The organism is Streptosporangium sandarakinum (genome assembly GCF_050942225.1).
GTDB lineage: Bacteria > Actinomycetota > Actinomycetes > Streptosporangiales > Streptosporangiaceae > Streptosporangium > Streptosporangium nondiastaticum.
This window is the reverse complement of sequence record NZ_CP192034.1, coordinates 504,707-530,633: the sequence shown is the minus strand read 5'-3', so window position 1 is coordinate 530,633 and position 25,927 is coordinate 504,707. Positions and strand designations below refer to the sequence as shown.

Here is a 25,927-nt window from a genome sequence, read left to right as displayed (position 1 = left end):
CGTGGATCTTCACCAGTCATCCGAAACCGGGCTCTTGCCTCACCCGAACCGGTGATGGCCTACAGTGCGGAACATGCCCTTGCTAGCGCTGGCACTGCTCGCCCTGTGGCTGTACTGCCTGTTCGACGCCATCACCACGCCGGACGAGGAGGCGAGAAACCTGCCCAAGCTGCTGTGGGTGATCATCATCGTGCTGGTCCCCCTGGCCGGCGGGGTGTTCTGGCTCCTGCTCGGCAGGCCGGTCGGTCCCCGCTCGCCCCGCGTCTCCCTGCCCGGGGACACGCCGCGGCCGCAGGCCCCCCGGGGCCCGGACGACGACCCCGACTTCCTGCGCGACCTCGACCGGCGCCTGCGCGACGACGACTGAGACGCCGCGCCCGGCGGGTCGGGACCGACCCGCCGGGTGGCCGTAGAACCACCGGAACGCGGACGGGGCGGCGCGGGACCACCCCGCACCGCCCCGTCACGGACGCTCTTCCCGGACGCCCTCCGATCAGCCCGGCACCTCCGCGTAGGAGTGCAGGCCGCCGATGAAGACGTTCACTCCGACGAGGTTGAACAGCAGGCAGCCGAAGGCGATGAGCTGCACGATCATGGCGGCCCGGCCCTTGAAGCCGGCGGTGGCGCGGGCGTGCAGGTACGCGGCGTAGGCGATCCAGGTGATGAACGCCCACACCTCCTTGGGGTCCCAGCCCCAGTAGCGGCCCCACGCCTTGTCGGCCCAGAGCGCGCCGGCGATGACGGCGAAGGTCCAGATCGGGAAGGAGATCACGATCGCCCGGTGCGCGATCCGGTCCAGGTCCTCAAGGGACGGCAGCCGCAGCGCGGTGTCCTTGCGGACGAGGTAGAGGATGCCGCAGACCCCGGCCACGGTGAACAGGCCGCTGGCGATGATCGCCGCCGACACGTGGATCGCGATCCAGTAGGAGTTGAGCGCCGGCACCACCGGGCCGGCCTGCACCTCCAGGTACTTCACGGAGAAGCCCAGCCCGAGGGCGGCGGCGACCGTGACGAACGCCCCGAGGAAGCGGACCCGGTAGCGCAGGTCCATGAACAGGAACGCGGCCACCGCCGCCAGGCACATGGCGACCACGAACTCGTACATGTTGCCCCACGGCCACCGGTTCACCGATATGCCCCGGGTGAGGATCGCCGACAGGTGCGCGGCCCAGCCCAGCCAGGTGAGCACCACCGCGACCGTGCCGGCCCGCGACGCCCAGGACGGAGGCTCCTTCCCTGCGGTGGCGTCCCGCCCGGCGGCCTCCACGGCCTCCACGGAGGCCCCCGCGGGCCCGGCGGCTCCGACTGCGGGCGAGGCCGTACCGCCGCCGACCGTGGCGAGCACGGCGTCGGCCGGGACCTCCGTCCCGACGTCGGCGCCTGCTTCCGTCCCGGCGGCCCTCGCCCTGGACCGGGGACGGCCGAAGCCGAGGTCCAGGGCGTATCCGATCATTGCGAAGACGTACAGCAGCACCGTCACCAGGACGAGCTGGTCGCTCAGTACGGCGAGGCCGCTGTTCTCAACGGGCATCCTTAACTCCTGGGTTCAAGGCGGCGACGACCTCGGCGAACTCCTCGCCGAAGTCACCGCCTTCGGTGCGCGTCAGACCGCCCACCTCGATGTGCCGGAGGCCGGGCGCGGACCTGTCCGGTTCCCCGGTGGCCACGGCCTCGTTCTTCACCCGTACCCACACCCTGCGGCGGCGGACGGTCAGGGACAGCACCAGACCGAGGACGGCCAGCGCCGAGAAGACCAGCGCGGGCATCCGGCCCGGGTCGTGGGTGATCTGCAGGGCCACCCACTCCTTGACGCCGGTGAACTCGATCGAGCCCGCGCCTCCGGGCAGGTCGAGCTTCTGGCCGACGGCCAGCGGGTCGGCCTGCGTGACCGGAGCCCCCGCTCCGCCGGGCAGGTCGGGCTTCTGGCCCGCGGGCGGCTCGCCGGCCTTCATGACCAGCGGCTTCATCTTCTTCAGGCTTTCCGGGTCGAGCTGGTACACCGACTGCGGCCGGCCGTTGCCCATCCCCAGGTCACCGGCGAAGACGCCGTAGACCTGGGCCAGGGGGTTGGCCGCGCCGGGGAAGACCGACACCCACTCGCCGCCCATCGGCACACCGCTCGGCAGGAAGCCCATGAGGATGCCGAGCTGCTGGGGCTGGGCGTCCGGCACCTTGATCGTGCACTCGGAGGTGAACGTGCTCGGCTGGGCGACCAGGCACGGCACCGGGCCGTCGTAGGCGACCTGGCCCTTGCCGTCCGTGACCTTGAAGGTCGGCGCGTAGCCGTGGTCGATCAGGTAGGTCAGCGTGCCGTTGACGTCCAGCGGTTCGTTGACCTTGAGGTCGTAGTCGCGCTCGGCCGCGCCGGGGGCGTCGGTGACCTTGAGCCTGGCCGAGTAGTCCAGGGGCTGGCCGCGCCGCTCGCCCTGGGCGATGTAGGTGGCCTGGAAGTCGTCCACGGTGAAGGAGAACGGCTCCAGCGACTCGGCGTTCACCTGCTGGCCGGGGATGTAGCGGTCGTAGGCGGCGACCGTGTTGGAGAACCCCTCCCCCTCCACGACCAGCACGTTGCCGCGATAGCCGTACAGCGCGCCCATGGCCACGGCGACCAGGATGCCGACCAGCGCGACGTGGAACATCAGGTTGCCGGTCTCACGGAGGTACCCCTTCTCCGCCGACACCCAGCCGGGACCGGTCGTGACGCGGTAGCGGCGGCTGCGCAGCCGCGCGGCCGCCTCCTCCACGGTCAGGCCGGCGTCGAAGGAGGCGTGATGCGGCAGCCGGACGAGGTTGCGCGGCGGCGCGGGCGGCTTCCTGCGCAGCTCGCGCAGGTGGACGGCGGCCCGGGGGAGCACGCAGCCGATCAGGGAGATGAACAGCAGGAGGTAGATCGCGGCGAACCACGGCGCGCGGAACACGTCGAACAGCCAGAAGCGGTCCAGCCACTCGGCGAGCCCGGGATCGTCGCGGAAGTACTGGGCGACCCTGGCGTCGGCGATGCCGCGCTGCGGCCACAGCGATCCCGGGATCGAGGCCAGCGCGAACAGGAACAGCAGGATCAGCGCGGTCCGCATCGACGTCAGCGTGCGCCAGAACCACCGCGCCCACGCCACCACGCCGAACGACGCCGGCCGTACGGCGGGCTTCTGTTCGGCCGGAGACGGCGTCTCCACGGCCACGCCCGCCCGGCCGGTCCGTTCGGTCTCGCTCACCGCGTCCCCCTTTCGTCGCGCTCGGCCCGGTTCATCAGATCACCGGCTCGAATCCGCCGATCCACGTCTGCATCGTCGCGATCAGCCCCGACCAGAGCCCGGTGACCAGCAGCAGGCCGACCGCGACCAGCATGGCCCCGCCCACCCGGGTGATCAGCCGTGAGTGGCGGCGCAAGACCTTGAACGTGCGCAGCGCCTTGCCGTAGGCCAGGCCCGCCAGAAGGAAGGGCAGGCCGAGACCCAGGGCGTAGGCGAACGCCAGCAGCGCGCCGCGCCCGGCGCTGCCCTCGTTGAGCCCGAGGGTCAGCACCACTCCCAGGGTAGGGCCGATGCAGGGTGTCCAGCCCAGGCCGAACACCACCCCGAGCAGCGGCGCCCCGGCCAGGCCCGCCGCCGGCGCCCGGTGGATGCGGAGATCCCGTTGCAGGCCGGGGATCGCGCCCATGAACGCCAGGCCCATGACGACGGTCACCGCGCCCAGCACCCGAGTGATGATCCCGGCGTTGCCGAGCAGCACCGCGCCCAGCCCGCCGAACAGCGCGCCGCCCGCCACGAACACCGCGGCGAACCCCAGGACGAACAGGGCTATGCCCCCGGCCATCCGGCCGCGCCGGGGGTCGGCGCTCATCCCGGTCACGTACGACAGGTAGCCGGGCACCAGCGGCAGCACGCACGGCGACAGGAAGGACACCAGCCCCGCCGCCACCGCGATCGGCAGCGCCAGGGCGAGCGACCCGCCCGCCACCGTCCCGGCCAGGTCAGTGCTCATCACACCCGCGTTCATCGGGTCCGCCGCCGGTCACTGTGACTCATCGCTCAGCTTGGTGACCGTCGCGAGCAGGTCGGAGTGCTTGACCGCGCCGAGCGCGCGGGCGGCGATCCGGCCCTGACGGTCGATGATCAGCGTCGAGGGGATCGCCGCGGGCGGCACCGTGCCCTGGAAGGAGAGCGCGATCTTTCCCGGCTGGTCGAAGATGCTGGGGTAGCCCGTCTGCTGCCCCCGCTCGAAGGCCAGCGCGTCGGCCTTGCGGTCCTTGAAGTCGATGCCCAGGAACTCCACGCCGGAGCCCTTGGTCTTGGCCGCGATGTCCTTGAGCACCGGCGCCTCCGCCCGGCAGGGCGCGCACCAGGAGGCCCAGAAGTTCAGCACCACGACCTTGCCCCGGTGCGCGGCGAGCGTGACCCGGCCGCCGTCCAGGGTCTCCCCCTCCACCGCGGGAGCGGCCTTGCGGGAGGCCGCGTCGAACATGGTGATCTTGCCGTCACCGGCCACGAAACGGGTGTCGCCCGCCTGCGGCTGCGACCCCTCGTTCCCGGCGCACCCGGACACGGACACGGCGACGGCGGCGCACAGCGCGGCAGCGAAGAAGAGTTTTGCGCGCATCGGTGGCGGGGTCTCCCTGTACTACAACCGGTAGAGCAGCCACTCTACCGGCGGGGTCACGCGCCCCGGCACAGTGGGGCGTCCGGCGGGCGCGTCCACGGATGACACGCGCCCGCCGGCGCGTGTCATCTGCCTGGCAGCGCGTCCGCGGGTGTCACGCGCCCGGTACGGCGGGGCGCCGGACGAGTGCGCCGGCCGGCTCGCTGTAGCCCACGCTGGTCAGACGGTTCCCCTCGAAGGACAGGGTGGTGAGGCTGGCCAGACCGCACTGCCTGCGGCGCGGGTCGTGCGGCAACCGCCTGCCCTCGGCCGCGAGGCGGATGATCCAGATCGGGAGCTGGTGGCTGACCAGCACGGCCTCGTGACCGCGCGCCGCGTCGCGGGCGGTGTCGATGGCCGCCTTCATCCGCCGGACCACGTCGGTGTAACGCTCGCCCCAGGAGGGGCGGAGCGGGTTCCACAGGTAGCGGTATCGGCTCGGGCTCCGGAAGATCCCGTCGCCGCCCGCGACCATCAGACCCTCGAAGATGTTCTCCGCCTCGATGAGCCGGTCGTCGAGCGTGACGTCCAGCCCGAAGGTGGCGCTCAGGGGGGCCGCGGTCTCCTGGGCCCGCTCCAGCGGGGAGGAGAACAGGGCGACGACGTCGCGGGAGGCGATCGCCTTGGCGACCGTCTCGGCCATCTGCACACCGGTCTCCGAGAGGTGGAAGCCGGGCAGCCTGCCGTACAGGACGTTGGCGGGGTTGTGCACCTCGCCGTGGCGCAGTAGATGAACGATGGTGGTCTCGGCCATGGTGTCATCAGCCTACCCATCCGTACGGCGCGCCCCACCTGGCGCCCCACCGCGCCCGGGAGCACGGCTTCGGCGACTTCGGCGGCGGCGTCCGACGACCACGGTTTCGGCGGCTTCGGCGGCGTCCGACGGCCATGCCTCGGCGACGACGGCCTTCGCCCGGTCGTCCACGACGGCGCCCGGGGACGGCCTTCAGTCGCAGCGTTCGGCGGCCACGGCTTTGAGCGCTTCCACGGCGGCCCGGATCGCCGGGCGGCGGGCCGCGTCGGCACGCCACAGGGCATAGACCCGGCGGGACAGTCTGGGCCGGAGCGGGATGATCCGCACCCCCTCGGGCAGGAAGTCGCGGCCGAGGCGCGGGATGATCGCGCACCCCTGCCCGGCGGCGACGAGGGCGAGCTGGGTCGGGTACTCGTCCGCCATGCAGGAGATCTCCGGCTCCAGCTCGGCCGCGCGCAGCGTGTGGACCAGCCAGTCGTGGCAGACGGTGCCCGGCGAGGAGCTGACCCACCGCTCCCCGGACAGGTCGGCGAGTTCGATCTCCGGCCGCCCGGCCAGCGGGTGGGCCGCGGGCAGGGCCGCGTCCGCGATGTCATCGAGGAGCGTCTCCCGCGACAGCCCCTCGGGGATGGCCATCGGCCGGTTCGACCAGTCCTGGGCCAGCGCGAGGTCCAGCTCCCCCCGGGCCACCTCACGGATCTGCCGTGCGGGCTCGCGTTCCATCATCTGCAGCTGCAGGTCGGGGTGGCGCTTCTGCAGCAGCCGCAGCGCCCCGGGCATCAGGCCGCGGGCCGCCGTGGGGAAGGCGCCGATGCACAGCCGTCCCACGACCTCCCCGCGCAGCGCCTCGAAGTCGGCCTCGGCGGTCTCCACCAGCGCGAGGATGCGCCCGGCGTGGTCGGCGAGCAGCCCGGCCGCGTCGGTCAGCCGCACACCGCGCCCGTTGCGCTCCAGCAGGGGCGCGCCGGTCTCCCGCTCCAGCTTGGCGAGCTGCTGGGAGACCGCCGACGGGGTCACCATCAGCGCCTCGGCCGCGGCGCCCACGGAGCCGTAGACCGCCACGGCGTGCAGGGCCTTGAGACGGTTGAGATCCAACATGTAAGCGATTCTAAAGCCATTTAGAAAGAAAGTCTCGATTGTCCTGAATTATTGGCGCGGGCAACGATGAAAAGCGGAGAACCAGCCACCTCCTCCTGGCCGTCGACCTCGCCGCCGTCTGGGGCTTTTCCCGTTTGGGGGACGTTTCCCTGGGTTTGGGTGGGTGGGTGGTTGCCGGGCTGGTCGGGTGTGCGCGCTGCGGTGGGTGGGTGTTCCGGCCGGCGTTGTGGTTGCTGTCTGGTTCCGACCGGCCTTCGGCCTGGCCTCGGGCGCGAGGGTTTCCGGCGTTTTGAAGCCGGCCGGAACACCCACCCACCTCCGCGCCATACCTGGCCCGGCCGTACGGCCCGCTCGCCGTAGTCGCTCCCTTTCCGCCCGGCCCATGGTTCCCGCCGCCGCTGAAGCGTTCCTGTCTCCCCGTCCGAGGCGGGTCGCCGTAGCCTTGCGGCCACACTGGCAGGGGAGAGCGCAGAGCCGGGCGCCGTAGTCGCTCACTTTCCGGCGGCTCACGGTCCTCGCCGCCGCTGAAGCGTCCCGTCCGGGCGGGTCGCCCCAGCTTGCGGCCACACCGGTGGGGAAGAGCGCGAAGCCGGGCGCCGTAGTCGCTCCCCTTCGGAGCAGCCCTGGAAAGCGAAGGCGCAGGGATGAACCGGCGAGTGAGGCCGGGGCGGCGAAGGCGGCTCGGGGCGTGACTACCCTGGAGGGCGTGAGCCGTACTGAGAAGTCCGAGGACCTGTTCGCCCGCGCCCGCGAGATCGTCCCGGGAGGTGTCAACTCCCCGGTCCGGGCCTTCGGCGCCGTCGGCGGGACCCCCCGCTTCATGGTGTCCGGTCAGGGCCCCTACATCACCGACGCGGACGGCAACCGCTACGTGGACCTCGTCTGCTCCTGGGGTCCGATGATCCTCGGCCACCGCCACCCGGCCGTGGTGGAGGCCCTGCAGGAGGCACTGGCGGGCGGCACCTCCTTCGGCACGGCGACGCCCGGCGAGGTAGAGCTCGCCGAGGAGATCGTCGACCGGGTCGCGCCGGTGGAGAAGGTCCGCCTGGTCAGCTCCGGCACCGAGGCCACCATGTCCGCCGTACGGCTGGCCCGCGGCTTCACCGGCCGGTCCAAGGTCGTCAAGTTCGCCGGCTGCTACCACGGCCACGTCGACGCCCTGCTCGCCTCGGCCGGGTCCGGCCTGGTCACCTTCGGTCTGCCCGACACCCCCGGCGTCACCGGCGCATCGGCCGCCGACACCGTCGTGCTGCCCTACAACTCCGTCGAGGCGGTGACCGAGGCGTTCAGCGCCTTCGGCGACGAGATCGCCTGCGTCATCACCGAGGCGTGCCCGGCCAACATGGGCGTCGTCCCGCCCCTTGACGGGTTCAACGCCACGCTCCGCGAGCTGTGCACCGCGCACGGGGCCCTGCTGATCATCGACGAGGTGCTCACCGGCTTCCGCGTCTCGGGGGCCGGCTGGTACGGCCTCGACCCGGTGGACGCCGACCTGATGACCTTCGGCAAGGTCATGGGCGGCGGGCTGCCGGCCGCGGCGTTCGGCGGCCGGGCCGATGTGATGGCCCACCTCGCCCCGGAGGGCCCGGTCTACCAGGCGGGCACGCTGTCCGGTAACCCGCTGGCCTGCGCCGCGGGCCTGGCGACCCTGCGCGGCTGCGACGACGAGGTCTACGACCGGATCGACGCCGCCGCCCTGGTGATCGGCCGAGCCGCCGCCGACGCCCTGGCCGCTGCCGGGGTGCCGCACCGCCTGCAGCGCGCCGGCAACCTGTTCTCGATCTTCTTCACCGAGGATCGGGTCACGGACTTCGCCACGGCCCAGACGCAGAACACCGCCGCCTACCGCGCGTTCTTCCACGCCATGCTCGACCAGGGCGTCTACCTGCCGCCGTCGGCCTACGAGGCGTGGTTCCTGTCGGCCGCCCACGACGACGAGGCCCTGACCCGCGTGGCCGAGGCCCTTCCCCTCGCCGCCAAGGCCGCCGCCCAGGCCGGCTGAGGGCCGTCCGTCAGCGGCCCCGACCCGGCCGCGCGGCGATCCCGTCGAGCAGGCAGGCCGGACCGATGTCGAAGGCGGCTCTTCTACGCGTCCAGGTCGATGTCGATCGGGAAGGGCACCGGGACGGCCAGGCGGCCGTGGTGGATGCCGGTGTGGCCGCAAGGCTACGGCGGCCCGCCCTGAGCCAGGAGCAACGGGTCGCTTCAGCGGCGGTGAGGGCCGTGGGCCGGGCGGAAAGGAAGCGACTGCGGCGGGCGGGCCGTACGGCCGGGCCAGGTATGGCGCGGAGGTGGGTGGGTGTTCCGGCCGGCTTCAAAACGCCAGCAACCGTCGCGCCCGAGGCCAGGCCGGAGGCCGGGAAACACCAGAGCCCGGCCACAACGCCGGCCGGAACACCCACCCACCGCAGCGCGCACACCCGACCAGCCCGGCAACCACCGACCCGCCTAAAACTGGGGAAACACCCTAAAAACCGGGAAAATCCCCAGCCCGAACGGCCGGAACACCCACCGCAGCACGCACAAACGACCAGCACGGCAACCACCAGCCCGCCCGAACCAGGGAAACGCCCGCTGCGGCACGTCAGTGAATCCACCCTCCGTGTCCCGATCCACCAGAGGGGAGTGCGTCGTCCCGGGCGGGTGCCCTACTCTGGGGTGGCGAGGGGAGTACTTCCCAAGAGCCGACCCGGTCAGTACGGACGTTCCACGACGTCCCCGGGCGGTCGCCCGCGCGAAGCGGGTGAAGGAGACCTCGGACGACCAAGCGCGTTCGAGGAGGTCCCATGCCCGTCATGTCCGCTGTACTCTCGATGCCCGCCGTCCACTCGCCACCCGTGGCGTCCCCGGCGGCCACCGTCTTCGAGGCGTCCACCGCGGCCCCGGCTTTCGGTGCTTCCGCCGCACTCCCGGCCCACGCCTTCGAGGCGTCCACCGCGCCGCAGGCCGCCGCCCTCGGAGCATCCGGCGCGCCGTCCGGCGCCGATCCGCTCTCGGCGGGCCTCCAGACGATCGGTTCCCCGCAGCTGTGGGGGATCAGCGTCGCCGTCCTCGTGTTGCTGCTGGCGCTGGATTTCGTGCTGACCCGGCGCCCGCACGAGGTGCGGATGCGTGAGGCCGTCGCCTGGTCCGTCTTCTACCTGGCGCTGCCTTTGCTCTTCGGGGTCTACCTCTGGATGGCCTTCGGCTCCGGGCAGGCGGTGGAGTTCTTCACCGGCTACGTGGTGGAGAAGTCGCTGTCGGTGGACAACCTGTTCGTGTTCATGCTGTTGCTGGCCGCCTTCGCGGTCCCGACCGCGCTGGCCCAGCGGGTCCTGCTGTACGGCATCATCGGCGCCCTGGTACTGCGAGCGATCTTCATCGCGCTCGGGGCGGCCGTCCTGCAGAGCGGCACGTGGGCGTTTCTTCTGTTCGGCGCGATCCTGATCTTCACCGCCGTGAAGATCATCCGGGAGGCGCTGAGCGACAAGGAGCAGCACGTCGACGTGTCGTCGATGCGGGCGGTCCGCCTGGTGCGGCGCTTCATGCCGGTCACCGACGACTACCGCGGCTCCCGGCTGGTCGTCCACGAGAACGGCCGCCGCGCCCTCACCCCGCTCGCGCTGGCCATCGTGGCCGTCTTCGCCACCGACATCGTCTTCGCCGTCGACTCGGTGCCGGCGGTGTACGGCGTGACCGAGGACCCCTTCATCGTCTTCGCCACCAACGCCTTCGCCCTGCTGGGCCTGCGCGCTCTCTACTTCGTGCTGCTGGGCGTCCTGGCGAAGCTGCGCCACCTCAACCACGGGCTCGGCGTCATCCTGGCCTTCATCGGGATCAAGCTGGTCCTGCACTGGGCGCACGGCGTCTGGACGTGGGTGCCGGAGGTGCCCACCCCGCTCTCGCTGGGGGTCATCGTCGTGGTCCTGGCCGTCGTCACCCTCACCAGCGTCCACGCCAACCGCCGCGACGCCAGAGCCGCCGCCTCACAGTAGGCGCCGGACACGGAACCGCACCGGTGCGGGAACGCACCGGTACGGGACCGTACACGGGACGGACCGTACGGACTGCGGGACCGTACGAAGGGTGAGGCCGTACAGAGGAACGCGGCCGTGCGGGGCGCGGGGCCGTCAGTCGCAGACGTCTGCGAGGCGGTCGAGGACCTGGAGCGGGTCGGGCAGCGGGCGGCCGTCCGGGGAGCGCAGCCAGGAGACCGTCTGGCCGTTCGGGAGGGTGGAGGGCGGGGCGAGGACGTAGCTGTCGCGGCAGTGCCAGCGCAGTCCGGGCATCTCGTCGATCGTCGAGGGGCCGTAGTCGAGCGGGCAGGACCACCACTCGTCCTCGTCCTCGGCGACGTTGCGGGTGGCCACGAAGAAAAGGACCCGGTCGCCGCAGACGGCGACCGGGCCCGGGATGAATCCGCTGGACTCCATGGCGGTGAGGGCCGCGAGGCCCCCGGCGGCGGGTACGTCGAAGACGTCGAAGACACGCCCCGTGGGCAGGATCACGTTCGCCTCGGGCTCGTGCCGCCACCAGTGGGACAGCTGGGCCGGGTCGGTGGTCGCCTGGATCTGCCAGGCCCGGGAGAGCGGGTGGGCGCCCGGGTCGGGGCAGCCGACGCGGTCACAGGAACACGCGCGGGGGCCGGCGGGCATCGGCCGGGCCCCGGGACAGCTCGCCCAGCCCAGGGAGGCGTACTCCAGCACCGAACTGATCGTCTGCTTCGGATGAGCACGTCGTTTGCTGCGACGAGTCCGTGGTACCCCCACCATTGTGTCCTCCGTCTTCGCCATACTCGCACCCCCCGGATGAGGACATATCCACATTCTGGTGAGCAAGAGAAGTCAGACAGCCAGGGTCTACACCACCTGGGACACATCCGCACCGGTTCTCGCACTCTAACGCACGCGCCCCACAGCGAAGCGACAAACTCCCAGTTCTCACGATGTGCCGCTGGTCTCACCCAGCGTCACAGGGCGCTCCCACCGGTTCCGCCGAAGCCCGCGTGCCTCTCCCACCGGCCTCGCCGGGCGGGTCTCACCGGAGCTTGCGCGCCACTTCCGTCGCCCAGTAGGTGAGAATCGTGTCGGCCCCGGCCCGGCGGATCGCGGTCAGCGACTCCATGATGGCGCGGTCGCGGTCGATCCAGCCGTTCGCCGCGGCGGCCTCGACCATGGCGTACTCGCCGCTGACCTGGTAGGCCGCCACCGGCACGTCCACCGTGTCGCGCACCTGGCGCAGGATGTCGAGGTAGGCGAGCGCGGGCTTGACCATCACGGCGTCGGCGCCCTCGGCGAGGTCGAGCCGCACCTCGCGCAGCGCCTCGCCGACCGGCCCGGCCGCGTCCTGCTGGTAGGCACTGCGGTCGCCGAACTGCGGCGCGCACTCGGCCGCGTCGCGGAACGGCCCGTAGAAGGCCGAGGCGTACTTCACCGAGTAGGCCATGATCGGGACCTGCTGGAAGCCCTCGGAGTCGAGGGCCGCGCGGATCGCGGCGACCTGGCCGTCCATCATGCCGCTGGGCGCGATGAACTGCGATCCGGCGCGGGCCTGGGCCACCGCCGCGGCGGCGTAGCGCTCCAGGGTGGAGTCGTTGTCGACCTCGCCGTCGGGGGTCAGGATGCCGCAGTGGCCGTGGTCGGTGAACTCGTCCAGGCAGGTGTCGGTCATCACGACCATCGTGTCGCCGACCTCGGAGACCAGGTCGGCGACGGCCTTCTGGACGATCCCGTCGGGGTCGTCGGCCGCCGAGCCCCGGGCGTCCTTCACCGCGGGGATGCCGAAGAGGATGAGGCCGCCGACGCCCGCCTCGGCCGCCTCGTGGGCGGCCTTGCGCAGCGAGTCGCGGGTGTGCTGGAACACCCCCGGCATCGAGGCGATCGGGCTCGGCCGATCGATGCCCTCCTTGACGAACAGCGGCAGCACGAGCTCCGCCGGGTGCAGCCTGGTCCCCGCGACCATCCGCCGCATCGCCGGGTTACGGCGGAGCCGGCGGGGACGCGCGACCGGGAACTGGGCGGTCATGGGTCCTCCCTCTCCCCGGCCGCAAGGATCGAGGAGCCGGGGGACACGTGTGGTTTCAGCCCGCTGGAAACGCGAAAGCCACCGCGGACGCCCCGGTCTGCGGGCGGCGTTCGCGGCACGGTTCCCAGTCTATTTGGCGCGGCGCCGGGCTCCCCTCCGGGTCTGGGAGGGCCTGCGGGGGACGTCTCCGGCCCCGACGGCGGCCTGCCGCTGCTTGGCGCCGTACTCGGCCAGTGCGGCCGCCAGGGCCGACGTGGAGGGCCTGTCGGCCATGACGTCGACGCGCAGGCCGAACTCCTCGGCCGTCTTGGCGGTCTGCGGGCCGATCACCGCGATGACCGTGACGTTGTGCGGCTTGCCCGCGATGCCCACCAGGTTGCGCACGGTGCTCGACGAGGTGAACAGCACCGCGTCGAACCCGCCGCCCTTGATGGCCTCCCGGATCGGCGCGGGCGGCGGCGCCGCGCGGACGGTCCGGTAGGCGGTCACGTCGTCGCACTCCCAGCCGAGCTCGGTGAGCCCGGCCACCAGCGTCTCGGTGGCGATGTCGGCGCGGGGCAGCAGGACCCGGTTGATCGGGTCGAGCATGGAGTCGTACGGCGGCCACTCGGCGAGCAGGCCCTCCGAGGACTGCTCCCCGGACGGCACCAGGTCGGGCTTGACGCCGAACGCCACGAGCGCCCTGGCGGTGGCCTCACCCACCGCCGCGACCTTGAGCCCGGCGAACGCGCGGGCGTCCAGGCCGTACTCCTCGAACTTCTCGCGGACCGCCTTGACCGCGTTGGAGCTGGTGAACGCCACCCACTCGTAGCGGCCGGTGACCAGCCCCTTGATCGCCCGGTCCATCTGCTGCGGGGTGCGCGGCGGCTCGACGGAGATCGTGGGAACCTCCTCGGGCACGGCGCCGTAGGAGTGGAGCTGCTCGACCAGGGCGGCCGACTGCTCCTTGGTGCGCGGCACCAGCACCCGCCAGCCGAACAGCGGCTTGGTCTCGAACCACGACAGCCGGTCGCGCATGCCGACGGCCTCGCCGACCACGATCAGGGCGGGTTCGGTCACCCCGGCGTGCTTCAGGTCGGGGCCGATCCGGCCGAGGGTGCTCACCACGGTGTACTGCTCGGTGGTGGTGCCCGCGCCGCTGACGGCGACCGGGGTGGAGTCGGGGCGGCCGGCCGCGATGAGCGCCTTGGCGATCGGGACGGCCTCGGTGACGCCGTTGTAGATCACCAGGGTGCCGGCGCCGGCCGCGTGGGCGGACCAGTCCTCGACCTGGGTGGCGTCCACGACCCGGAACTCCGGTACCGACACCGCCGCGGGGATGCCCGCGTAGGTCAGCACCGCCGTGGCCGGGGGCACGCCCGGCACGATCTCGAATTCCACCTCCGCCTTCGCGCAGGCCGTGACCTCGTCGGTGATCGAGGAGAAGAACATCGGGTCGCCGGCGCACAGGCGCACGACGCGGCGGCCGTCCTTGGCCGCCGTGACGGCCCGCAGCGAGACGGCGCCCTCTTCGGCGGCGTCCACGACCTCGGCCTCCGGGCGGCAGTGACGCAGCAGCGCGCCGTAGGCCTCCCGGTCGAGCACGACGAGGTCGGCCTTCGAGAGCAGGTCGGCGCCGCGGAGCGTGAGCAGGCCCTCGTCACCGGGCCCGGCGCCCACGAAGGCGACGAAGCCCGCGGGGCTCTCGAAGGCGGTACTTCCGGAGCTCAATGTGCTTGCTCCCCTATCAACGTGCCGGCCCCTTCGGCGATCATCTCGGAGGCGAGGTCGCGACCGAGGTTCGCGGACGCCGAAGGGTCTCCGGCGGTGGACTTGCGCACCGCGCGGCTGCCGTCCACGGCGACGACAGCGGCGGTAAGAATGAGTTGTTCCCCCTGGTGGGCGGAGTACGCCCCGACCGGCGCGGCGCATCCCGCCTCCAGGGCGGCGAGCACGGCCCGCTCGGCGGTCACCGCGGCCCGGGTCGCGGCGTCGTCGAGCACGCCGAGGAACTCGATGAGGTCGGCCCGGTCGGACCGGCACTCCACGGCCAGCGCGCCCTGCCCGGGCGCGGGGAGCATCTCCTCGACTTCGAAGATCTGGGAGATCTCCGACTCGCGGCCCAGCCGGCCGAGCCCGGCGGCGGCCAGCACGACGCCGTGCAGCTCACCGGAGGTCACCTTGCCGATCCGGGTCTCGGCGTTTCCCCTGATGGGGACGTATTCCAGGTCGGGGCGAAGCAGCCGCAGCTGGGCGATCCTGCGGGGGGAGCCGGTGCCGATCTTCGCGCCGGGCGGGAGGTCGGCGAGCTTCGCCGTGCCGACCAGCGCGTCCCTGGGGTCGTCGCGCGGCGGGATGGCGGCGATGGTCACCCGCGGGTCCTGCGTGGTGGGCAGGTCCTTGAGCGAGTGGACCGCGAAGTCGATCTCGCCATCGATCAGCTTGTCGCGCAGCGCGCTGACGAAGACGCCCGTCCCGCCGAGCTGGGTGAGGTTGGCCCTGGACACGTCGCCGAAGGTGGTGACGCCGACGAGCTCGACGGGCCGGCCGGTCAGCGCGGTGAGCCGGTCGGCGACCAGGCCGGACTGGGTCGTCGCCATGAGGCTACGGCGCGTCCCCATCCTGAGCGGGGAGGAAACGTCGCTCACCTGCCCACCTCCTTCTCGACCTCTGCGCATCTCACTGCGGCGGGGACCTTCGGGTCCAGGTTGAACAGCTCGCGCAGCGCCTCGGCATAATGATCTCCCGCCGGGGACTGCGCGAGCTGTTTGACACGCACGGTGGGCTCGTGGAGCAGCTTGTCGACCACGCGCCTGATCGTCTGGGTGACTTCGTCCCTGGCCCGCCCGTCGAGCTCCGGGAGCCTGGAGACGAGCCGTCCGAGCTCCGCCTCCACCACGTCGGCGGCCTTGCTGCGCAGCGCGACCACGGTCGGGGTGACCCGCGAGGCCCGCTCGGCCGACAGGTAGGCCGCGACCTCCTCGGCGACGATCTCCCGCACCGCGACGATCGCCTCGGCGCGCCCGCCGTCGTCGGTGTCGGCGTCGGCGGTGCCGTCCTGCATCGACTCCAGGTCGACGAGGGTGACGCCGGGAAGGTCCCGCACCGCGGGATCGACGTCCCGCGGCAGCGCGAGGTCCAGCAGGAACATCTCCCTGGCCGGGACCATGTCGGCGGTGATGACCAGGTCGGTGGCGCCGGTGCACGAGATCACCAGGTCGGCGCGGGCCAGCTCGGCCGCCAGCTCGCCGAACTCGGCGGCCCGGCCGCCGACCGCCTGTGCCAGCCGTACGGCGCGCTCGTGGGTGCGGTTGACCACCACGATGTCGGTGACGCCCGCCCGCTGCAGGGTCGCGGCCGACAGGGAGCTCATCGAGCCGGCTCCGACGACCAGCGCCGTGCGGTCCCCGATCGAGCCGAGCACCCGTCCGGCCAGGGTGAGGCCCACGCCCACCAGGGACGCGCCCGCCCGGTCGATGCCGGTCTCGGCGTGGGACCGCTTGCCCACCCGGAGCGCCTGCTGGACGAGCTCGTTGAGCGTCGCGCCGAGCGTGCCCTCCTCCTGGGCGAGCCGCAGGGCCGAGCGGACCTGCCCGAGGATCTGCCCCTCGCCCAGGACCATCGAGTCGAGCCCGGCGGCGACCGAGAACAGGTGCTCGACGGCACGGTCCTCGTAGTGCACGTACAGGTGGGCCGAGAGCTGGTCGAGCGGGACGCCGGAGTGGACGCCGAGCAGCTCCGACAGCCCGTTGACCGCGGTGTGGAACCGGTCGACGACGGCGTAGACCTCGACCCGGTTGCAGGTGGAGACCACCATCGCCTCGGCCACGGCGGGGTCGCGCTGGACGTCGTGAAGCAGCTTCACCAGTGCGTCACCGGTGACCGACACCCGTTCGAGCAGTGCCACGGGAGCCGTGCGGTGGCTCAGACCGACGACGAGAACACTCACCGGGTCTCGACCTCCCTCACCGGCCGGCGTCGGCCGGCCGCGGTGTCCGCGCCCGCCCGGGCGATGCCGTGCCTCCGGGGCCTTCCTGGTCCGCCGTTCACAAGTCCACCGCCTCGGGCCACTCCTCGGCCATCGCGGGTCCCCCACTCATCCGATCCGTCTTGCGCTGCTCGTGGAACGCGAGGATCTGAAGTTCAATTGATAGATCGACTTTACGGATATCGACGCCCTCGGGCACCGTGAGCACGACGGGGGCGAAGTTCAGGATGCTGGTGACCCCGGCGGCGATGACCCTGTCGGCCACCTGCTGGGCGGCCGCCGCCGGCGTCGCGAGCACCACGATCGACACTCCCCGCCGCCTGATGACGGTCTCCAGATCGTCGATGTGCTCCACATTCAATCCCGCGATGTGGTCGCCCACCACTTCGGGGTCGGCGTCGAAGAGGGCGGCGACCCGGAAGCCACGGGAAACGAACCCGCCGTAGTTGGCGAGCGCACGACCGAGGTTACCCACTCCGACGATGGCCACGGCCCAGTCCTGGGTGAGACCCAGCTCACGGGATATCTGGTAGATGAGGTACTCGACGTCGTATCCGACCCCGCGGGTGCCGTAGGAGCCCAGGTGCGACAGGTCCTTGCGGAGCTTGGCGGAGTTCACCCCGGCCGCCGACGCGAGATCCTCGGAGCTCACCGTGGCCAGGCCCCTCTCGGACATGCCGTTGAGGGCTCGCAGGTAGAGCGGCAGCCTGGCGACGGTCGCCTCGGGTATGCCGCGTTCGCGAGCGTGGGACGGACGGCGGATCACGTGCCGGAGCTCCAGGGGGACAGGCGACCGGCGCGGCCGGAACGCGGCGGATGACGAGGTGAGGCCACTGTCTTTCAGGTTAGTCCCTTTGTGAAGCGATGCACAAAGTGAAACTTCACGCATCCGCGCTCGTGCGGCCCTGATGTCATCGATGCCCCCAAATGTCCTGCGGCGTCCTTGAACGTCCTGCGGTGTCCGGAGTCCGGCGGGCATTCCGGGCTTTTCTCCGGGACGGCGTCTTCGGGCGTCCCGGGCGTTCCTCCGGGGCGGCGCCTCCGGGCGCGCGGCGGGGCACGCCGATCGCGGCACCGCCGTACGGCTCGGCTACGGTGGCTGCCATGGCACCGCAGGACCACCGCATCACCCTGCTCGGCAAGCCCGGCTGTCACCTGTGCGACGACGCCCGGGCGGTGATCGAGCGGGTCGCCACGGAGCTGGGCGTCCCCTGGGAGGAGCGCGACATCACCGCCTCCGCCGAGGACCAGGAGAAGTACTGGGAGATGATCCCGGTCACACTGGTCGACGGCGTGCAGCACGACTTCTGGCGTGTCGACGAGGCCAGGCTGCGCGCCGCGCTGGCCTCCTGAGGGACGGCCGGCCCGCCGGGGCTAGAAGGACGTCGGCAGCGGGAGCACCTTGGCGGCGTTCACCCTGAGGTCGATCACGTTGGTGGCGAGCACCATGTTCTGGCGCTCGCTGACGAACCGCTCGACGTGCGGCTGGCGCTGGTGCTCGGTGTAGGCGACCTCGTCGCGGTAGATCTCGTAGACGATGCGCTGGAGCGGGGCCGACTTCACGGCGTGACAGGCGTAGATCAGCGTGTCGGGCTCCGCGCCGCGGACGGCCTCGACCGTCTCCTCGGCCAGCCGGTCGAACATCTCGCCGGTGCCGTCGATCAGGGTGAAGACGGTCAGCAGGCCGAAGATGTTCGGCGAGGGGCGCCCGGCCCCGCCCGGTCGCCCGGCCGCCGCCCCGGGGTACATCGCGCCGGTCTCCGGCGGCCCGGGTGTCCGGCCGCGGCCGCCCGGGGCACCCGGCACGCCCGGGGACGGCTCGGCGGAGCGCCCGTGCCGGGACTGCGGGGCGCCGAACGCCTGGTCCGCCGACATGGGCTGCAGCGGCGAGTCGGGGGCGGCGAACTCACCGGTGCTGGGGCCGCCGGAGTGCCTGCCGTACTCGTTCAGCGGCACGTTGTACTCGCCGGTGGAGGCGGCCCGGTCGTCGGCCGGGCCGGCCTGCCCGTCGTGCCCGCCCGCGGCGGGCGGCATGCCGTACTCGCCCGCCATGAACATGCCGGTGGCCGGGCCGCCGAACGGGTCGTCCCCGGCGGGCCGGGGCGGCGTGGACCGGTGCCCGCGGCCCGCGGCCTGGGGCTCCGGCTCGCCCGCACGGTACTCGGCGACGAGATCGCCGAGGCCGGAGCGGCGCGGGGACTCCTCGGCGAGGGCGCGCCGCCCCGCGACCTGGACGTCCGCGGGAGGCTGCCCGAAGGCCGCGCGGCGGCCCGCCGGCTCGCGCCCACCGGCGGCGCCGCCCGCCGGGGCCTCGTCGTACCCGTCCTCGTCCTCGTCGTCCTCGTACGGCGCCAGCGGGCGGAGCAGGCTGTACCAGACCGCGGCCGCGGTGACGCAGAGCAGCAGCGCGGTGAACATCCCCGGCACGGCGAAGCTCATCGCCCCCACGAGGGCCAGGCCGGTCGGGCCCAGCACGAGGAGGGCGTGCATGTTGTCGGCGTCGTACTCGTCGCCGCCCCTCCACCGCTTCACCGTCAGCGCGACGCCCGCCACCAGGACGAGCGCGGCCACGACGTGGACGGCCAGCAGGACGTAGGTCGGCGGCAGGCCCCAGTGGACGCTCCCGACCGGAAGGGACCGGCCGAAGCTCTTCTCCTCCTCGACCCGGTCGACCGCCAGGATCACCGCGCCGACGATCGTGAACCCGGCGCCCACGAGCCAGGAGGCGAACCTGATACCGGCCCCGCGCACCAGCAGTTGGACGACCCCGACGGCCAGCCACAGCGGGGCCAGCAGGGAGCCGGTCAGCTGGTAGACGCGGAACGTGCCCGCCCCGAATCCCAGCAGGTGACCTGCGCCGATCACTCCGAGTGACACGCAGAGCGCCGCCGTCGTGAGGCTCCAGGCGACCGCCCATCCCGTGGGCTCGCTGCGGAACCGGCCGACGAGGGCGGCGGTGGCGACGGCCGCGAGGAGCGATCCGGCGAATGCGATGACAGCGACGAGGACTTCCATGGTGTCCCCATGCTGCCGGACATCGGCCCCCTACGGGTAGCCGGGCGACCGAACGGCCCGGTACGGCGGCCGGACCGGCCCCGAGGCCGCGACACCGGACGATTACCGTAAGTCATGAATTGGCGTTTGGATTGTGGAATCACCCGTTTGATTCCTAGAGTGAGCGGGCACGCCGCACCCTCTCCCCCACAGGGATACCGGATGCCAGACACGTGGCCGCTCGCCGGGCACCTCCCCACCGCCGTCGGGACGGCCCCCGCCCGCGGCGACGAGCCCGCCGCGCGCGCGGACGCCGTGGAGGAGCTCCGCGAGCTCGTCCTGCGGGCCAAGACCGGGGACACGGACGCGTTCGGCGCGCTCTACGACCGCTACCTCGACCTGGTGTACCGCTACGTCTACTTCCGGGTCGGCTCCCATCCGCTGGCCGAGGACCTCACCAGCGAGACCTTCCTCCGCGCGCTGCGCCGGATCGCCGACTTCACCTGGCAGGGCCGCGACTTCGGGGCCTGGCTCGTGACCATCGCCAGGAACCTGATCGCCGACCACTTCAAGTCCGGCAGGTACCGGCTGGAGGTCTCGACCGCCGAGGTGATCGACACCCCGCTCGACGGCCCCCACATCCCGGAGAACGCCGTCGTCACCGCCATGGTCAGCGACCGGGTGCTCAGCGCGGTCCGCGATCTGGGACCCGAGCAGCAGGAGTGCGTGGTCCTGCGGTTCCTGCACGGCATGTCGCTGGCGGAGACCGCGCTGATCATGGGGAAGAAGAGCGGCGCCATCAAGGCGCTGCAGTTCCGCGCGATCCGGGCGCTCGCCCGCGCGCTGCCGTCGGACCTCGGCTGAACCGCGTGTGGCGGCGCGAGGCCCGGCGGAGCCCCGCGAGGCCCCCGTGAGGGCGCGCGAAGCCCGGTACGCGCGGCGCGTAACCCGCCGCGCCGGGCCGTCGTTAGGCAGGTGACACGATGCGTCACGGATCTGGGGCGGCAGGGAGCGTTCATGGGTGAGTGGCCGCCGGGCATCTCGCGCGGGTCCCGGGCACGCGCCCGGAGCCACGTCACGAGGCTCGGCACCCGGATGGGCGGGGCGCCCCGGCCGGAGTTCCGCGCGGGGCTGCGCGAGCGCCTGACGAACGCCGCCCGGGAGGACCTCGCCGGGGCCGACGAGCCCGCGGAACCGGCCGTCCCGGCACGCCGCGCCCGGCACCGGCGGCGCGGGCGGCGGGGCGTCCGGGTGCGGTGCCCGCGCCCGGGCCCGCTCTACCGGCTGGTGAGCGCGGTGCTGGTGGCGGTGATGCTGGTGGCGGGCCTGGCCACCTACCGGTCGATGCCCGGGGAGACGCTCTACCCGCTCAAGCGGGCCGCCGAGAGCACGCTGTTCCACCTGAGCGCCGACGAGGCCGAGCGGGCCGACCGCTCCTTCGGCTACGCCGAGACCCGCGCCCACGAGGTCGAGGAGCTCCTCGGCTCCTCCCGGCGGGAGAAGCGCCTGATCCGGCAGACCCTCAAGGACATGGAGGACACCACCCGCTCGGCGGTCTCCTCCCTCACCCGGGTGCGCCGCCGCGACGTCCGCGACTCCCGCCAGCTCAAGCGCTTCGTCCAGAAACAGCGGAACCAGATCGAGGGCATGCTCCCCAAGCTGGACGTCGAGGATCAGCGCCGGGCCAACGGCTATCTGCACTACATCATCCAGCTGGCTCCCCCGGGCTGACGGGCCGTCGCGGGCCCCGTTCTGGGCCGCCGCGGGGGCCGGCCGCCGGGCCGTCATCGGGCCGCCGGAGGGCCGCCCGCCCGCCGTACGTCGCCTCACGGCCACGCGTTGTATACCGGTTTAACCCGCCTGCTCCGGTTAAGCTGAGGGCTATGAGGCGGCTACTGCGAGACCGGGGTGGGGCGGGGACGGCCGGAGAGGTGGCAGCCGGGGAGGTGGCGGCCGCCGCGGCGGTCGCGCTGCCGATGGTCGAGCCCGACCCGACCGCCGCCGCCTTCTTCGATGTGGACAACACGATGATGCGCGGCGCGTCCATCTACTACTTCGCCCGCGGCCTGGCCTCGCGCGGCCTGTTCACCACCCGCGACCTGCTGAGGTTCGCGTTCGGCCAGACGGTCTTCCGGGTCCGCGGCGGTGAGAACCCCGAGCACATCGCCGAGGCCAGGGAGGCCGCGCTGGCGTTCGTGGCGGGCCACAAGGTCGAGGACATCGTCCAGCTGGGCGAGGAGATCTACGACGAGGTGATGGCCGACCGCATCTGGGCCGGCACCCGCGCCCTGGCCCAGAGCCACCTCGACGCCGGCCAGCGGGTCTGGCTGGTCACCGCGACCCCGGTGGAACTCGCCCGGGTGATCGCCCAGCGCCTCGGCCTGACCGGCGCCCTCGGCACCGTGGCGGAGACCAGCGACGGCGTCTACACCGGCCGCCTGGTCGGCGACCTGCTCCACGGCCCCGCCAAGGCGGAGGCCGTGCGCGCGCTGGCCCGCCGGGAGGGCCTCGACCTGAGCCGATGCTCGGCCTACAGCGACTCGGCCAACGACCTGCCGCTGCTGTCCATCGTCGGCAACGCCACCGCGATCAACCCCGACGCCGAGCTGCGCGACCACGCCCGGCAGAACCAGTGGGCGATCAAGGACTTCCGCACCGGCCGCAAGGCCACCATGATCGGCCTGCCCATCGCCGCGGGCGTGGGGGCGCTGGCCGGGGGCGTGGCGGCCGCCGTCGCGCTGCGCCGCCTCCACCGAGCCCGCTGACCTCCGTACGGCCGCGGCCCGTCGGACGGCTCGCCGGGAAGGCCGGGTCAGAAGAACGGCGGGAAGGCGTGGCCCCGCCGCAGCCGCAGCTCGTTGAGCTGCTGCTGGATGATCTCGCGGATCTGGTCGGTGAGGTGGAAGACCACCATGGGGTCGTCGGCGTCGGCGGGGTCGAACTCGTCGGTCCTGACCGGCTCGCCGAACCCGATCACCCACTTGGACGGCAGCGGCACCGCGCCGAGCGGTCCCAGCCAGGGGAACAGCGGGGTGACGGGGAGGTACGGCAGGCCGAGTGCCCTGGCCAGCAGGCTCAGGTCACCGATCTTGGGGTAGATCTCCTCCGCCCCCACGATGGCGCAGGGCACGATCGGCGTCTGGGCGCGGATGGCCGAGGCGACGAACCCGCCGCGGCCGAACCGCTGCAGCCGGTATCGCTCGGAGAACGGCTTGCCGACGCCCTTGAACCCCTCGGGGAAGACCCCGACCAGCTCGCCTTTTCGTAGCAGGCGGTCGGCGTCCTCCCGGCAGGCCAGGGTGTGACCGGACTTGCGGGCCAGGTGGCCGAGCAGCGGGAGCCGGTAGACCAGGTCGGCGCCGAGGAGCCGGAGCGCGCGGCGCGCGGGGTGGTGGTCGTGCAGGGCCACCTGGAGCATGAGCCCGTCCAGCGGGATGGTGCCCGAGTGGTTGGCCACGACGAGGGCGCCGGAGTCGGCCGGCACGTGCTCCATGCCGGTGGTCTCGACGCGGAACCAGTCGCGGTACAGCGGGCGGACCAGCTCCAGCAGCACCTTGTCGGTGAGCTCGGGGTCGAAGCCGAACTCGTCGACCTCGTACTCGCCCGTGACGCGGCGGCGCAGGAGGGCCAGCAGCTCGGCGACACGCCGGTCGACGTCGCTCATCGGGCCACCGCCCGGGTCAGCAGGTCCATCAGGGCCGCGGGCAGGCCGCCGGCGATGTCACGGGCCCGGAGGAAGTCGTCGAAGGCGGCGGCGGTCGAGAACGCCGGCCGCCGGCCGAGGGCCGCGGCCAGCGCGGTGGTGTCGACGACCCGGCCGTGGCGCATCAGGCGGAGCTGCTCGGGGGAGAAGTCGACCAGGCCGGCGCCGCGGGCGAGCTCGCCCATGAGCTGGAAGGCCGAGGAGGGCACCGGGACCGTGACCAGCCCGGCCCGGCGGGCGCACTGCGACAGCAGGAGCACGCCGTCCCCGGCCACGTTGAACGTGCCGGGGTGGTCCTCGGTGGCCGTCCGCCTGAGCACCTCGACCGCGTCGTCCTCGTGGACGAACTGCAGCCGGGGGTCGAAACCGAGCGCCGTCGGCAGGACGGGCTGGGTGAAGTAACGGGTCAGCGGCGAGTCGACGCCGGGCCCCATGAAGTTGGCGAACCTGAGGGTGGTGACGGTCACGTCACGGCGCCGCCGGGTGAACCCGCGGACGTAACCCTCGACCTCGCAGGCGTCCTTGGCGTAGCCGTGCGCCGGCGGCTCGGCCGGTTCGGCGTCCTCGGTGAAGACCGCCGGGTCACGCGGGGAGGAGCCGTAGACGGCCGTGGTCGAGCGCACGACGAGACGGCGGACCGTGGCGGACCGCTGGCAGGCACCGAGCAGCTGCATGGTGCCTATGACGTTCTGCTCTTTCATGAGCGCCCGGCCGCCGCTCCGGGGGGGAGCGCTCACCAGACTCATGTGGACCACCGTGTCGACGTCGGCGGCCGAGATCACCTTGGCGATGTCGGGGCCGCGCGGGTCCACGCGGACGAACTCCGTCCGGCCGAGGGGGACGCCGCCATCACTTGACAGCGAGGGCGGCGGCGCCGTGTCCACTCCGATGACCCGGCCGATCTCCGGGTCGGCCGCGAGAACGCTCGCCACCCGGGCGCCGATGTGGCGCGAGACCCCGGTGACGAGCACGGTGTGGGTCATCGACGCCTCGCAGATCCGCTTCGCTACTTCTTGTTACGCCGCTGGATGCGGGTCTTCTTGAGAAGCTTGCGGTGCTTCTTCTTCGCCATGCGCTTACGGCGCTTCTTGATCACAGAGCCCACGGGACCCCCAGGTAGCTGGTAGCCGAGATTGTCAAACCGGTGCGCGAAACAACACACCGGCTCAACAGACTACCGGCGATCCACGGTAGATCGGCCCTGGGGGATGCCCGGGGGATGTTTTGGGAACTCACGGCGCCGCCGCGCGCGCCGCTACCTCTTCCTGCTCCGTCGTCACCGGCCGGATCCGGGGACCGGCGGCCGGCCGGTCGCCCCTTCCGTACGGCCCGCGGCCGGTGCCCCCCGACCTGCGCCGGGGGGCTCACCGCCTCAACCCGCCTCGATGTAGGCGTCCCTCAGATAGTCGTGAACCGCCTGCTCCGGCACCCGGAAGGATCGGCCGACCCTGATGGCCGGCAGCTCGCCCGAATGCACGAGTCGGTAAACGGTCATCTTGGACACCCTCATGACTGTGGCCACCTCGGCCACGGTCAGGAACTTCACCTCACTGAGAGGTCTTTCGCCTGCAGCCATCGGACGCCTCTTCCGCACGTGTTTCCGGGTTATCCCCACTGGTGCCATTGCTCACGCACGTGTACTGCCGTCAGCGTAAGTCGGGACTCGGAGTGCGCAAACCCCCTACTTTGTCAGCCTCTGCAGTCCCGCGTCAGCGAAATGGAGAAACTCGCTGGCCAGCAGCCGGACCGTGCCCCTCGCCTAGATCTTGGAACGGACCAACTGTCTCCTATTAGAGTCGCCCACAATCTCCAAAAAGTTGACAAACGGTCGTCGAGGCGGGCGGAATGCAGGCGCGAAAAGCCGGTATAGGGATGTCCCCAACGACGTCCCCCGCGCCTCACAGTGCCCGCACGACCCTCTCGACCAGATACTTCGTAAGCGGATCGTAATACCTCGGTAGCACATTGTCATCGAGCGGCACGGTGACAGCGATCTTGCCTTCCGCCTCACCGACGAAGAGGGCGGGATCGTTGCTGTCGGCGAACCCGACCGTGAGGAGGCCCGCCTCACCGGCCGCGCCGGCCCAGCCATGGTCGGCGATCACCAGGTCCGGCCGGCCGTCACCGGGCCCCGCGGGCTCCGCGAGCCGGCCGAGCATGGCCTGCATCGGGGCCGGGTCGTGGGTGTGCACGAAGGCGCCCCGATCGTCCAGCATGGCCACGTCGTCCATGTACCGGATCCTGCGCTTGCGGCCGTACCCGGAGCCCCAGTAGGACCAGCCCTCGGCCGGGCTCATCATGATCGCGCCGTGCCTCCGCAGCAGCCGGGCCAGGGCGAGATGGACGGTGAGCAGGCCCGTGGGATGGCCCGTGGCCATCAGGACCCGCGGGGCCCCGCGGCGCAGCACCCCGGCGATCGTGTCGCCCATCGCCTCCACCGCGGCGATCGTCAGGTCCGGGTCGATGGTGTCCTGGCCCTCCCGATGCCCCGGGTCGGCCACCACCCCGGCGGATCGGGCCATCAGCTCCAGAACGTCCCGGTAGGACCAGCGGCCCCGCAGGGTCAGCCCGAACAGGTGGTAGGGGTCACGGTTGGCCAGCGACCGGTAGTGGTCGAGGTTGTTCTCCCGGCTGGTCGCCACGTCACCGGCGATCCGCGTGCGGACGAGGTGGTCGCGGAGGGCCGCCCGGTCCGGCGGAGAAGCGGAGGGACCCGGCGGGGCCGCGGGAGGGCCGGATGGGGCCGTGGAAGGGCCCGGCGGGGTCGCGGAGG

Annotated in this window: 24 protein-coding genes and 1 pseudogene; 7 read left to right on the top strand and 18 right to left on the bottom strand. The window is 72.3% G+C overall.

Going from position 1 to position 25,927, the window contains the following annotated elements:
* Positions 1–73: 73 nt before the first annotated feature.
* Positions 74–367, top strand: coding sequence for a PLD nuclease N-terminal domain-containing protein (locus ACQP10_RS02560; RefSeq protein WP_346017922.1), 294 nt, complete (start codon positions 74–76; stop codon positions 365–367).
* A 126-nt stretch (positions 368–493) separates the two neighbouring features.
* On the opposite strand, the gene ccsB is transcribed toward ACQP10_RS02560, so the two are convergent.
* The 6 genes from ccsB to ACQP10_RS02530 form a co-directional block, all read right to left on the bottom strand.
* A complete protein-coding gene (ccsB, locus tag ACQP10_RS02555) occupies positions 494–1,531 on the bottom strand; it encodes a c-type cytochrome biogenesis protein CcsB (RefSeq protein ID WP_346017923.1) in 1,038 nt (345 codons plus the stop codon).
* Entirely contained in the window at positions 1,521–3,212 is a 1,692-nt protein-coding gene (gene resB, locus ACQP10_RS02550) for a cytochrome c biogenesis protein ResB (RefSeq protein WP_346017924.1), read from the bottom strand. Before resB ends, ccsB begins: the two co-directional genes overlap by 11 nt.
* A gap of 34 nt (positions 3,213–3,246) precedes the next feature.
* Positions 3,247–3,981: a cytochrome c biogenesis CcdA family protein gene (locus ACQP10_RS02545; RefSeq protein WP_433540800.1), complete on the bottom strand. Its 735-nt coding sequence runs from the start codon at positions 3,979–3,981 to the stop codon at positions 3,247–3,249.
* A 30-nt stretch (positions 3,982–4,011) separates the two neighbouring features.
* A complete protein-coding gene (locus ACQP10_RS02540) occupies positions 4,012–4,596 on the bottom strand; it encodes a TlpA family protein disulfide reductase (protein WP_389991866.1) in 585 nt (194 codons plus the stop codon).
* 154 nt (positions 4,597–4,750) lie between these two features.
* On the bottom strand, positions 4,751–5,389 hold the full coding sequence (locus ACQP10_RS02535) for a histidine phosphatase family protein (protein WP_179820523.1): 639 nt from the start codon (positions 5,387–5,389) through the stop codon (positions 4,751–4,753).
* Between the two features lie 192 nt (positions 5,390–5,581).
* Positions 5,582–6,487: a LysR family transcriptional regulator gene (locus ACQP10_RS02530; RefSeq protein WP_346017927.1), complete on the bottom strand. Its 906-nt coding sequence runs from the start codon at positions 6,485–6,487 to the stop codon at positions 5,582–5,584.
* A 706-nt stretch (positions 6,488–7,193) separates the two neighbouring features.
* Here ACQP10_RS02530 and hemL point away from each other — a divergent pair.
* Positions 7,194–8,489 (top strand): glutamate-1-semialdehyde 2,1-aminomutase, encoded by a 1,296-nt coding sequence (gene hemL, locus ACQP10_RS02525; protein WP_179820533.1) that lies wholly within the window; start codon positions 7,194–7,196, stop codon positions 8,487–8,489.
* A gap of 793 nt (positions 8,490–9,282) precedes the next feature.
* Entirely contained in the window at positions 9,283–10,461 is a 1,179-nt protein-coding gene (locus ACQP10_RS02520) for a TerC/Alx family metal homeostasis membrane protein (protein ID WP_346017929.1), read from the top strand.
* A 135-nt stretch (positions 10,462–10,596) separates the two neighbouring features.
* On the opposite strand, the gene ACQP10_RS02515 is transcribed toward ACQP10_RS02520, so the two are convergent.
* From ACQP10_RS02515 to ACQP10_RS02490, 6 genes are all read right to left on the bottom strand, one after another.
* The gene (locus ACQP10_RS02515; RefSeq protein WP_433540799.1) at positions 10,597–11,238 is read right to left on the bottom strand and encodes a bifunctional DNA primase/polymerase; all 642 of its coding nucleotides are present in this window, start codon (positions 11,236–11,238) and stop codon (positions 10,597–10,599) included.
* A 265-nt stretch (positions 11,239–11,503) separates the two neighbouring features.
* Positions 11,504–12,490 (bottom strand): porphobilinogen synthase, encoded by a 987-nt coding sequence (gene hemB, locus ACQP10_RS02510; protein ID WP_433540798.1) that lies wholly within the window; start codon positions 12,488–12,490, stop codon positions 11,504–11,506.
* A gap of 129 nt (positions 12,491–12,619) precedes the next feature.
* Positions 12,620–14,200 carry a uroporphyrinogen-III synthase gene (locus ACQP10_RS02505; protein ID WP_346017932.1) on the bottom strand — a complete coding sequence of 527 codons (1,581 nt, stop codon included), beginning with the start codon at positions 14,198–14,200 and terminating at the stop codon, positions 12,620–12,622.
* The gene (gene hemC / locus ACQP10_RS02500) at positions 14,197–15,147 is read right to left on the bottom strand and encodes a hydroxymethylbilane synthase (protein ID WP_179820554.1); all 951 of its coding nucleotides are present in this window, start codon (positions 15,145–15,147) and stop codon (positions 14,197–14,199) included. The genes ACQP10_RS02505 and hemC overlap by 4 nt, the downstream gene beginning before the upstream one ends.
* Complete coding sequence (locus ACQP10_RS02495) at positions 15,114–16,418, bottom strand: glutamyl-tRNA reductase (RefSeq protein ID WP_346017933.1); 1,305 nt, start codon at positions 16,416–16,418, stop codon at positions 15,114–15,116. Before ACQP10_RS02495 ends, hemC begins: the two co-directional genes overlap by 34 nt.
* 97 nt (positions 16,419–16,515) lie before the next feature.
* Positions 16,516–17,223, bottom strand: a complete 708-nt coding sequence (locus ACQP10_RS02490; RefSeq protein WP_346017934.1) for a redox-sensing transcriptional repressor Rex — start codon at positions 17,221–17,223, stop codon at positions 16,516–16,518.
* A 338-nt stretch (positions 17,224–17,561) separates the two neighbouring features.
* Between ACQP10_RS02490 and ACQP10_RS02485 the strand changes: the two genes are divergently transcribed.
* Positions 17,562–17,810 (top strand): glutaredoxin family protein, encoded by a 249-nt coding sequence (locus ACQP10_RS02485; protein ID WP_179820562.1) that lies wholly within the window; start codon positions 17,562–17,564, stop codon positions 17,808–17,810.
* A gap of 21 nt (positions 17,811–17,831) precedes the next feature.
* On the opposite strand, the gene ACQP10_RS02480 is transcribed toward ACQP10_RS02485, so the two are convergent.
* The gene (locus tag ACQP10_RS02480; protein WP_399498863.1) at positions 17,832–19,472 is read right to left on the bottom strand and encodes an antibiotic biosynthesis monooxygenase; all 1,641 of its coding nucleotides are present in this window, start codon (positions 19,470–19,472) and stop codon (positions 17,832–17,834) included.
* 201 nt (positions 19,473–19,673) lie between these two features.
* Here ACQP10_RS02480 and ACQP10_RS02475 point away from each other — a divergent pair, with 201 nt between their 5' ends.
* The 3 genes from ACQP10_RS02475 to ACQP10_RS02465 all read left to right on the top strand — a co-directional run bounded on the left by ACQP10_RS02475 (position 19,674) and on the right by ACQP10_RS02465 (position 22,216).
* A complete protein-coding gene (locus ACQP10_RS02475; protein ID WP_179820568.1) occupies positions 19,674–20,315 on the top strand; it encodes a sigma-70 family RNA polymerase sigma factor in 642 nt (213 codons plus the stop codon).
* A 153-nt stretch (positions 20,316–20,468) separates the two neighbouring features.
* On the top strand, positions 20,469–21,182 hold the full coding sequence (locus ACQP10_RS02470) for a DUF5667 domain-containing protein (RefSeq protein WP_346017936.1): 714 nt from the start codon (positions 20,469–20,471) through the stop codon (positions 21,180–21,182).
* A 152-nt stretch (positions 21,183–21,334) separates the two neighbouring features.
* Entirely contained in the window at positions 21,335–22,216 is an 882-nt protein-coding gene (locus ACQP10_RS02465) for an HAD family hydrolase (protein WP_179820574.1), read from the top strand.
* 47 nt (positions 22,217–22,263) lie between these two features.
* Here the strand turns inward: ACQP10_RS02465 and ACQP10_RS02460 are convergent, their stop codons facing one another.
* The 5 genes and pseudogenes from ACQP10_RS02460 to ACQP10_RS02440 form a co-directional block, all read right to left on the bottom strand.
* Complete coding sequence (locus ACQP10_RS02460) at positions 22,264–23,115, bottom strand: lysophospholipid acyltransferase family protein (protein WP_346017937.1); 852 nt, start codon at positions 23,113–23,115, stop codon at positions 22,264–22,266.
* Positions 23,112–24,137, bottom strand: coding sequence for an NAD-dependent epimerase/dehydratase family protein (locus ACQP10_RS02455; protein WP_389991887.1), 1,026 nt, complete (start codon positions 24,135–24,137; stop codon positions 23,112–23,114). Before ACQP10_RS02455 ends, ACQP10_RS02460 begins: the two co-directional genes overlap by 4 nt.
* Before the next feature lie 23 nt (positions 24,138–24,160).
* Positions 24,161–24,259 (bottom strand): 30S ribosomal protein bS22, encoded by a 99-nt coding sequence (locus tag ACQP10_RS02450; RefSeq protein ID WP_018654693.1) that lies wholly within the window; start codon positions 24,257–24,259, stop codon positions 24,161–24,163.
* Positions 24,260–24,526: 267 nt separating this feature from the next.
* Positions 24,527–24,730: a helix-turn-helix domain-containing protein gene (locus tag ACQP10_RS02445; RefSeq protein ID WP_179820581.1), complete on the bottom strand. Its 204-nt coding sequence runs from the start codon at positions 24,728–24,730 to the stop codon at positions 24,527–24,529.
* 322 nt (positions 24,731–25,052) lie between these two features.
* Positions 25,053–25,856 (bottom strand): annotated as a pseudogene (locus ACQP10_RS02440) (phosphatase); the annotation flags it as partial.
* Between the last annotated feature and the right edge of the window lie 71 nt (positions 25,857–25,927).

Coding starts and splice junctions, on each gene's coding strand:
- ACQP10_RS02465 (WP_179820574.1), top strand. CDS start 21,335: ATGAGGCGGCTACTGCGAGACCGGGGTGGGGCGGGGACGGCCGGAGAG.
- ACQP10_RS02480 (WP_399498863.1), bottom strand. CDS start 19,472: ATGGAAGTCCTCGTCGCTGTCATCGCATTCGCCGGATCGCTCCTCGCG.
- ACQP10_RS02535 (WP_179820523.1), bottom strand. CDS start 5,389: ATGGCCGAGACCACCATCGTTCATCTACTGCGCCACGGCGAGGTGCAC.
- ACQP10_RS02560 (WP_346017922.1), top strand. CDS start 74: ATGCCCTTGCTAGCGCTGGCACTGCTCGCCCTGTGGCTGTACTGCCTG.
- ACQP10_RS02475 (WP_179820568.1), top strand. CDS start 19,674: ATGCCAGACACGTGGCCGCTCGCCGGGCACCTCCCCACCGCCGTCGGG.
- ACQP10_RS02455 (WP_389991887.1), bottom strand. CDS start 24,137: ATGACCCACACCGTGCTCGTCACCGGGGTCTCGCGCCACATCGGCGCC.
- hemC (WP_179820554.1), bottom strand. CDS start 15,147: ATGCGCAGAGGTCGAGAAGGAGGTGGGCAGGTGAGCGACGTTTCCTCC.
- hemB (WP_433540798.1), bottom strand. CDS start 12,490: ATGACCGCCCAGTTCCCGGTCGCGCGTCCCCGCCGGCTCCGCCGTAAC.
- ACQP10_RS02485 (WP_179820562.1), top strand. CDS start 17,562: ATGGCACCGCAGGACCACCGCATCACCCTGCTCGGCAAGCCCGGCTGT.
- ACQP10_RS02445 (WP_179820581.1), bottom strand. CDS start 24,730: ATGGCTGCAGGCGAAAGACCTCTCAGTGAGGTGAAGTTCCTGACCGTG.
- ACQP10_RS02530 (WP_346017927.1), bottom strand. CDS start 6,487: ATGTTGGATCTCAACCGTCTCAAGGCCCTGCACGCCGTGGCGGTCTAC.
- ACQP10_RS02460 (WP_346017937.1), bottom strand. CDS start 23,115: ATGAGCGACGTCGACCGGCGTGTCGCCGAGCTGCTGGCCCTCCTGCGC.
- ACQP10_RS02515 (WP_433540799.1), bottom strand. CDS start 11,238: ATGGTGGGGGTACCACGGACTCGTCGCAGCAAACGACGTGCTCATCCG.
- ccsB (WP_346017923.1), bottom strand. CDS start 1,531: ATGCCCGTTGAGAACAGCGGCCTCGCCGTACTGAGCGACCAGCTCGTC.
- ACQP10_RS02545 (WP_433540800.1), bottom strand. CDS start 3,981: ATGAGCACTGACCTGGCCGGGACGGTGGCGGGCGGGTCGCTCGCCCTG.
- ACQP10_RS02470 (WP_346017936.1), top strand. CDS start 20,469: ATGGGTGAGTGGCCGCCGGGCATCTCGCGCGGGTCCCGGGCACGCGCC.
- ACQP10_RS02520 (WP_346017929.1), top strand. CDS start 9,283: ATGTCCGCTGTACTCTCGATGCCCGCCGTCCACTCGCCACCCGTGGCG.
- ACQP10_RS02540 (WP_389991866.1), bottom strand. CDS start 4,596: ATGCGCGCAAAACTCTTCTTCGCTGCCGCGCTGTGCGCCGCCGTCGCC.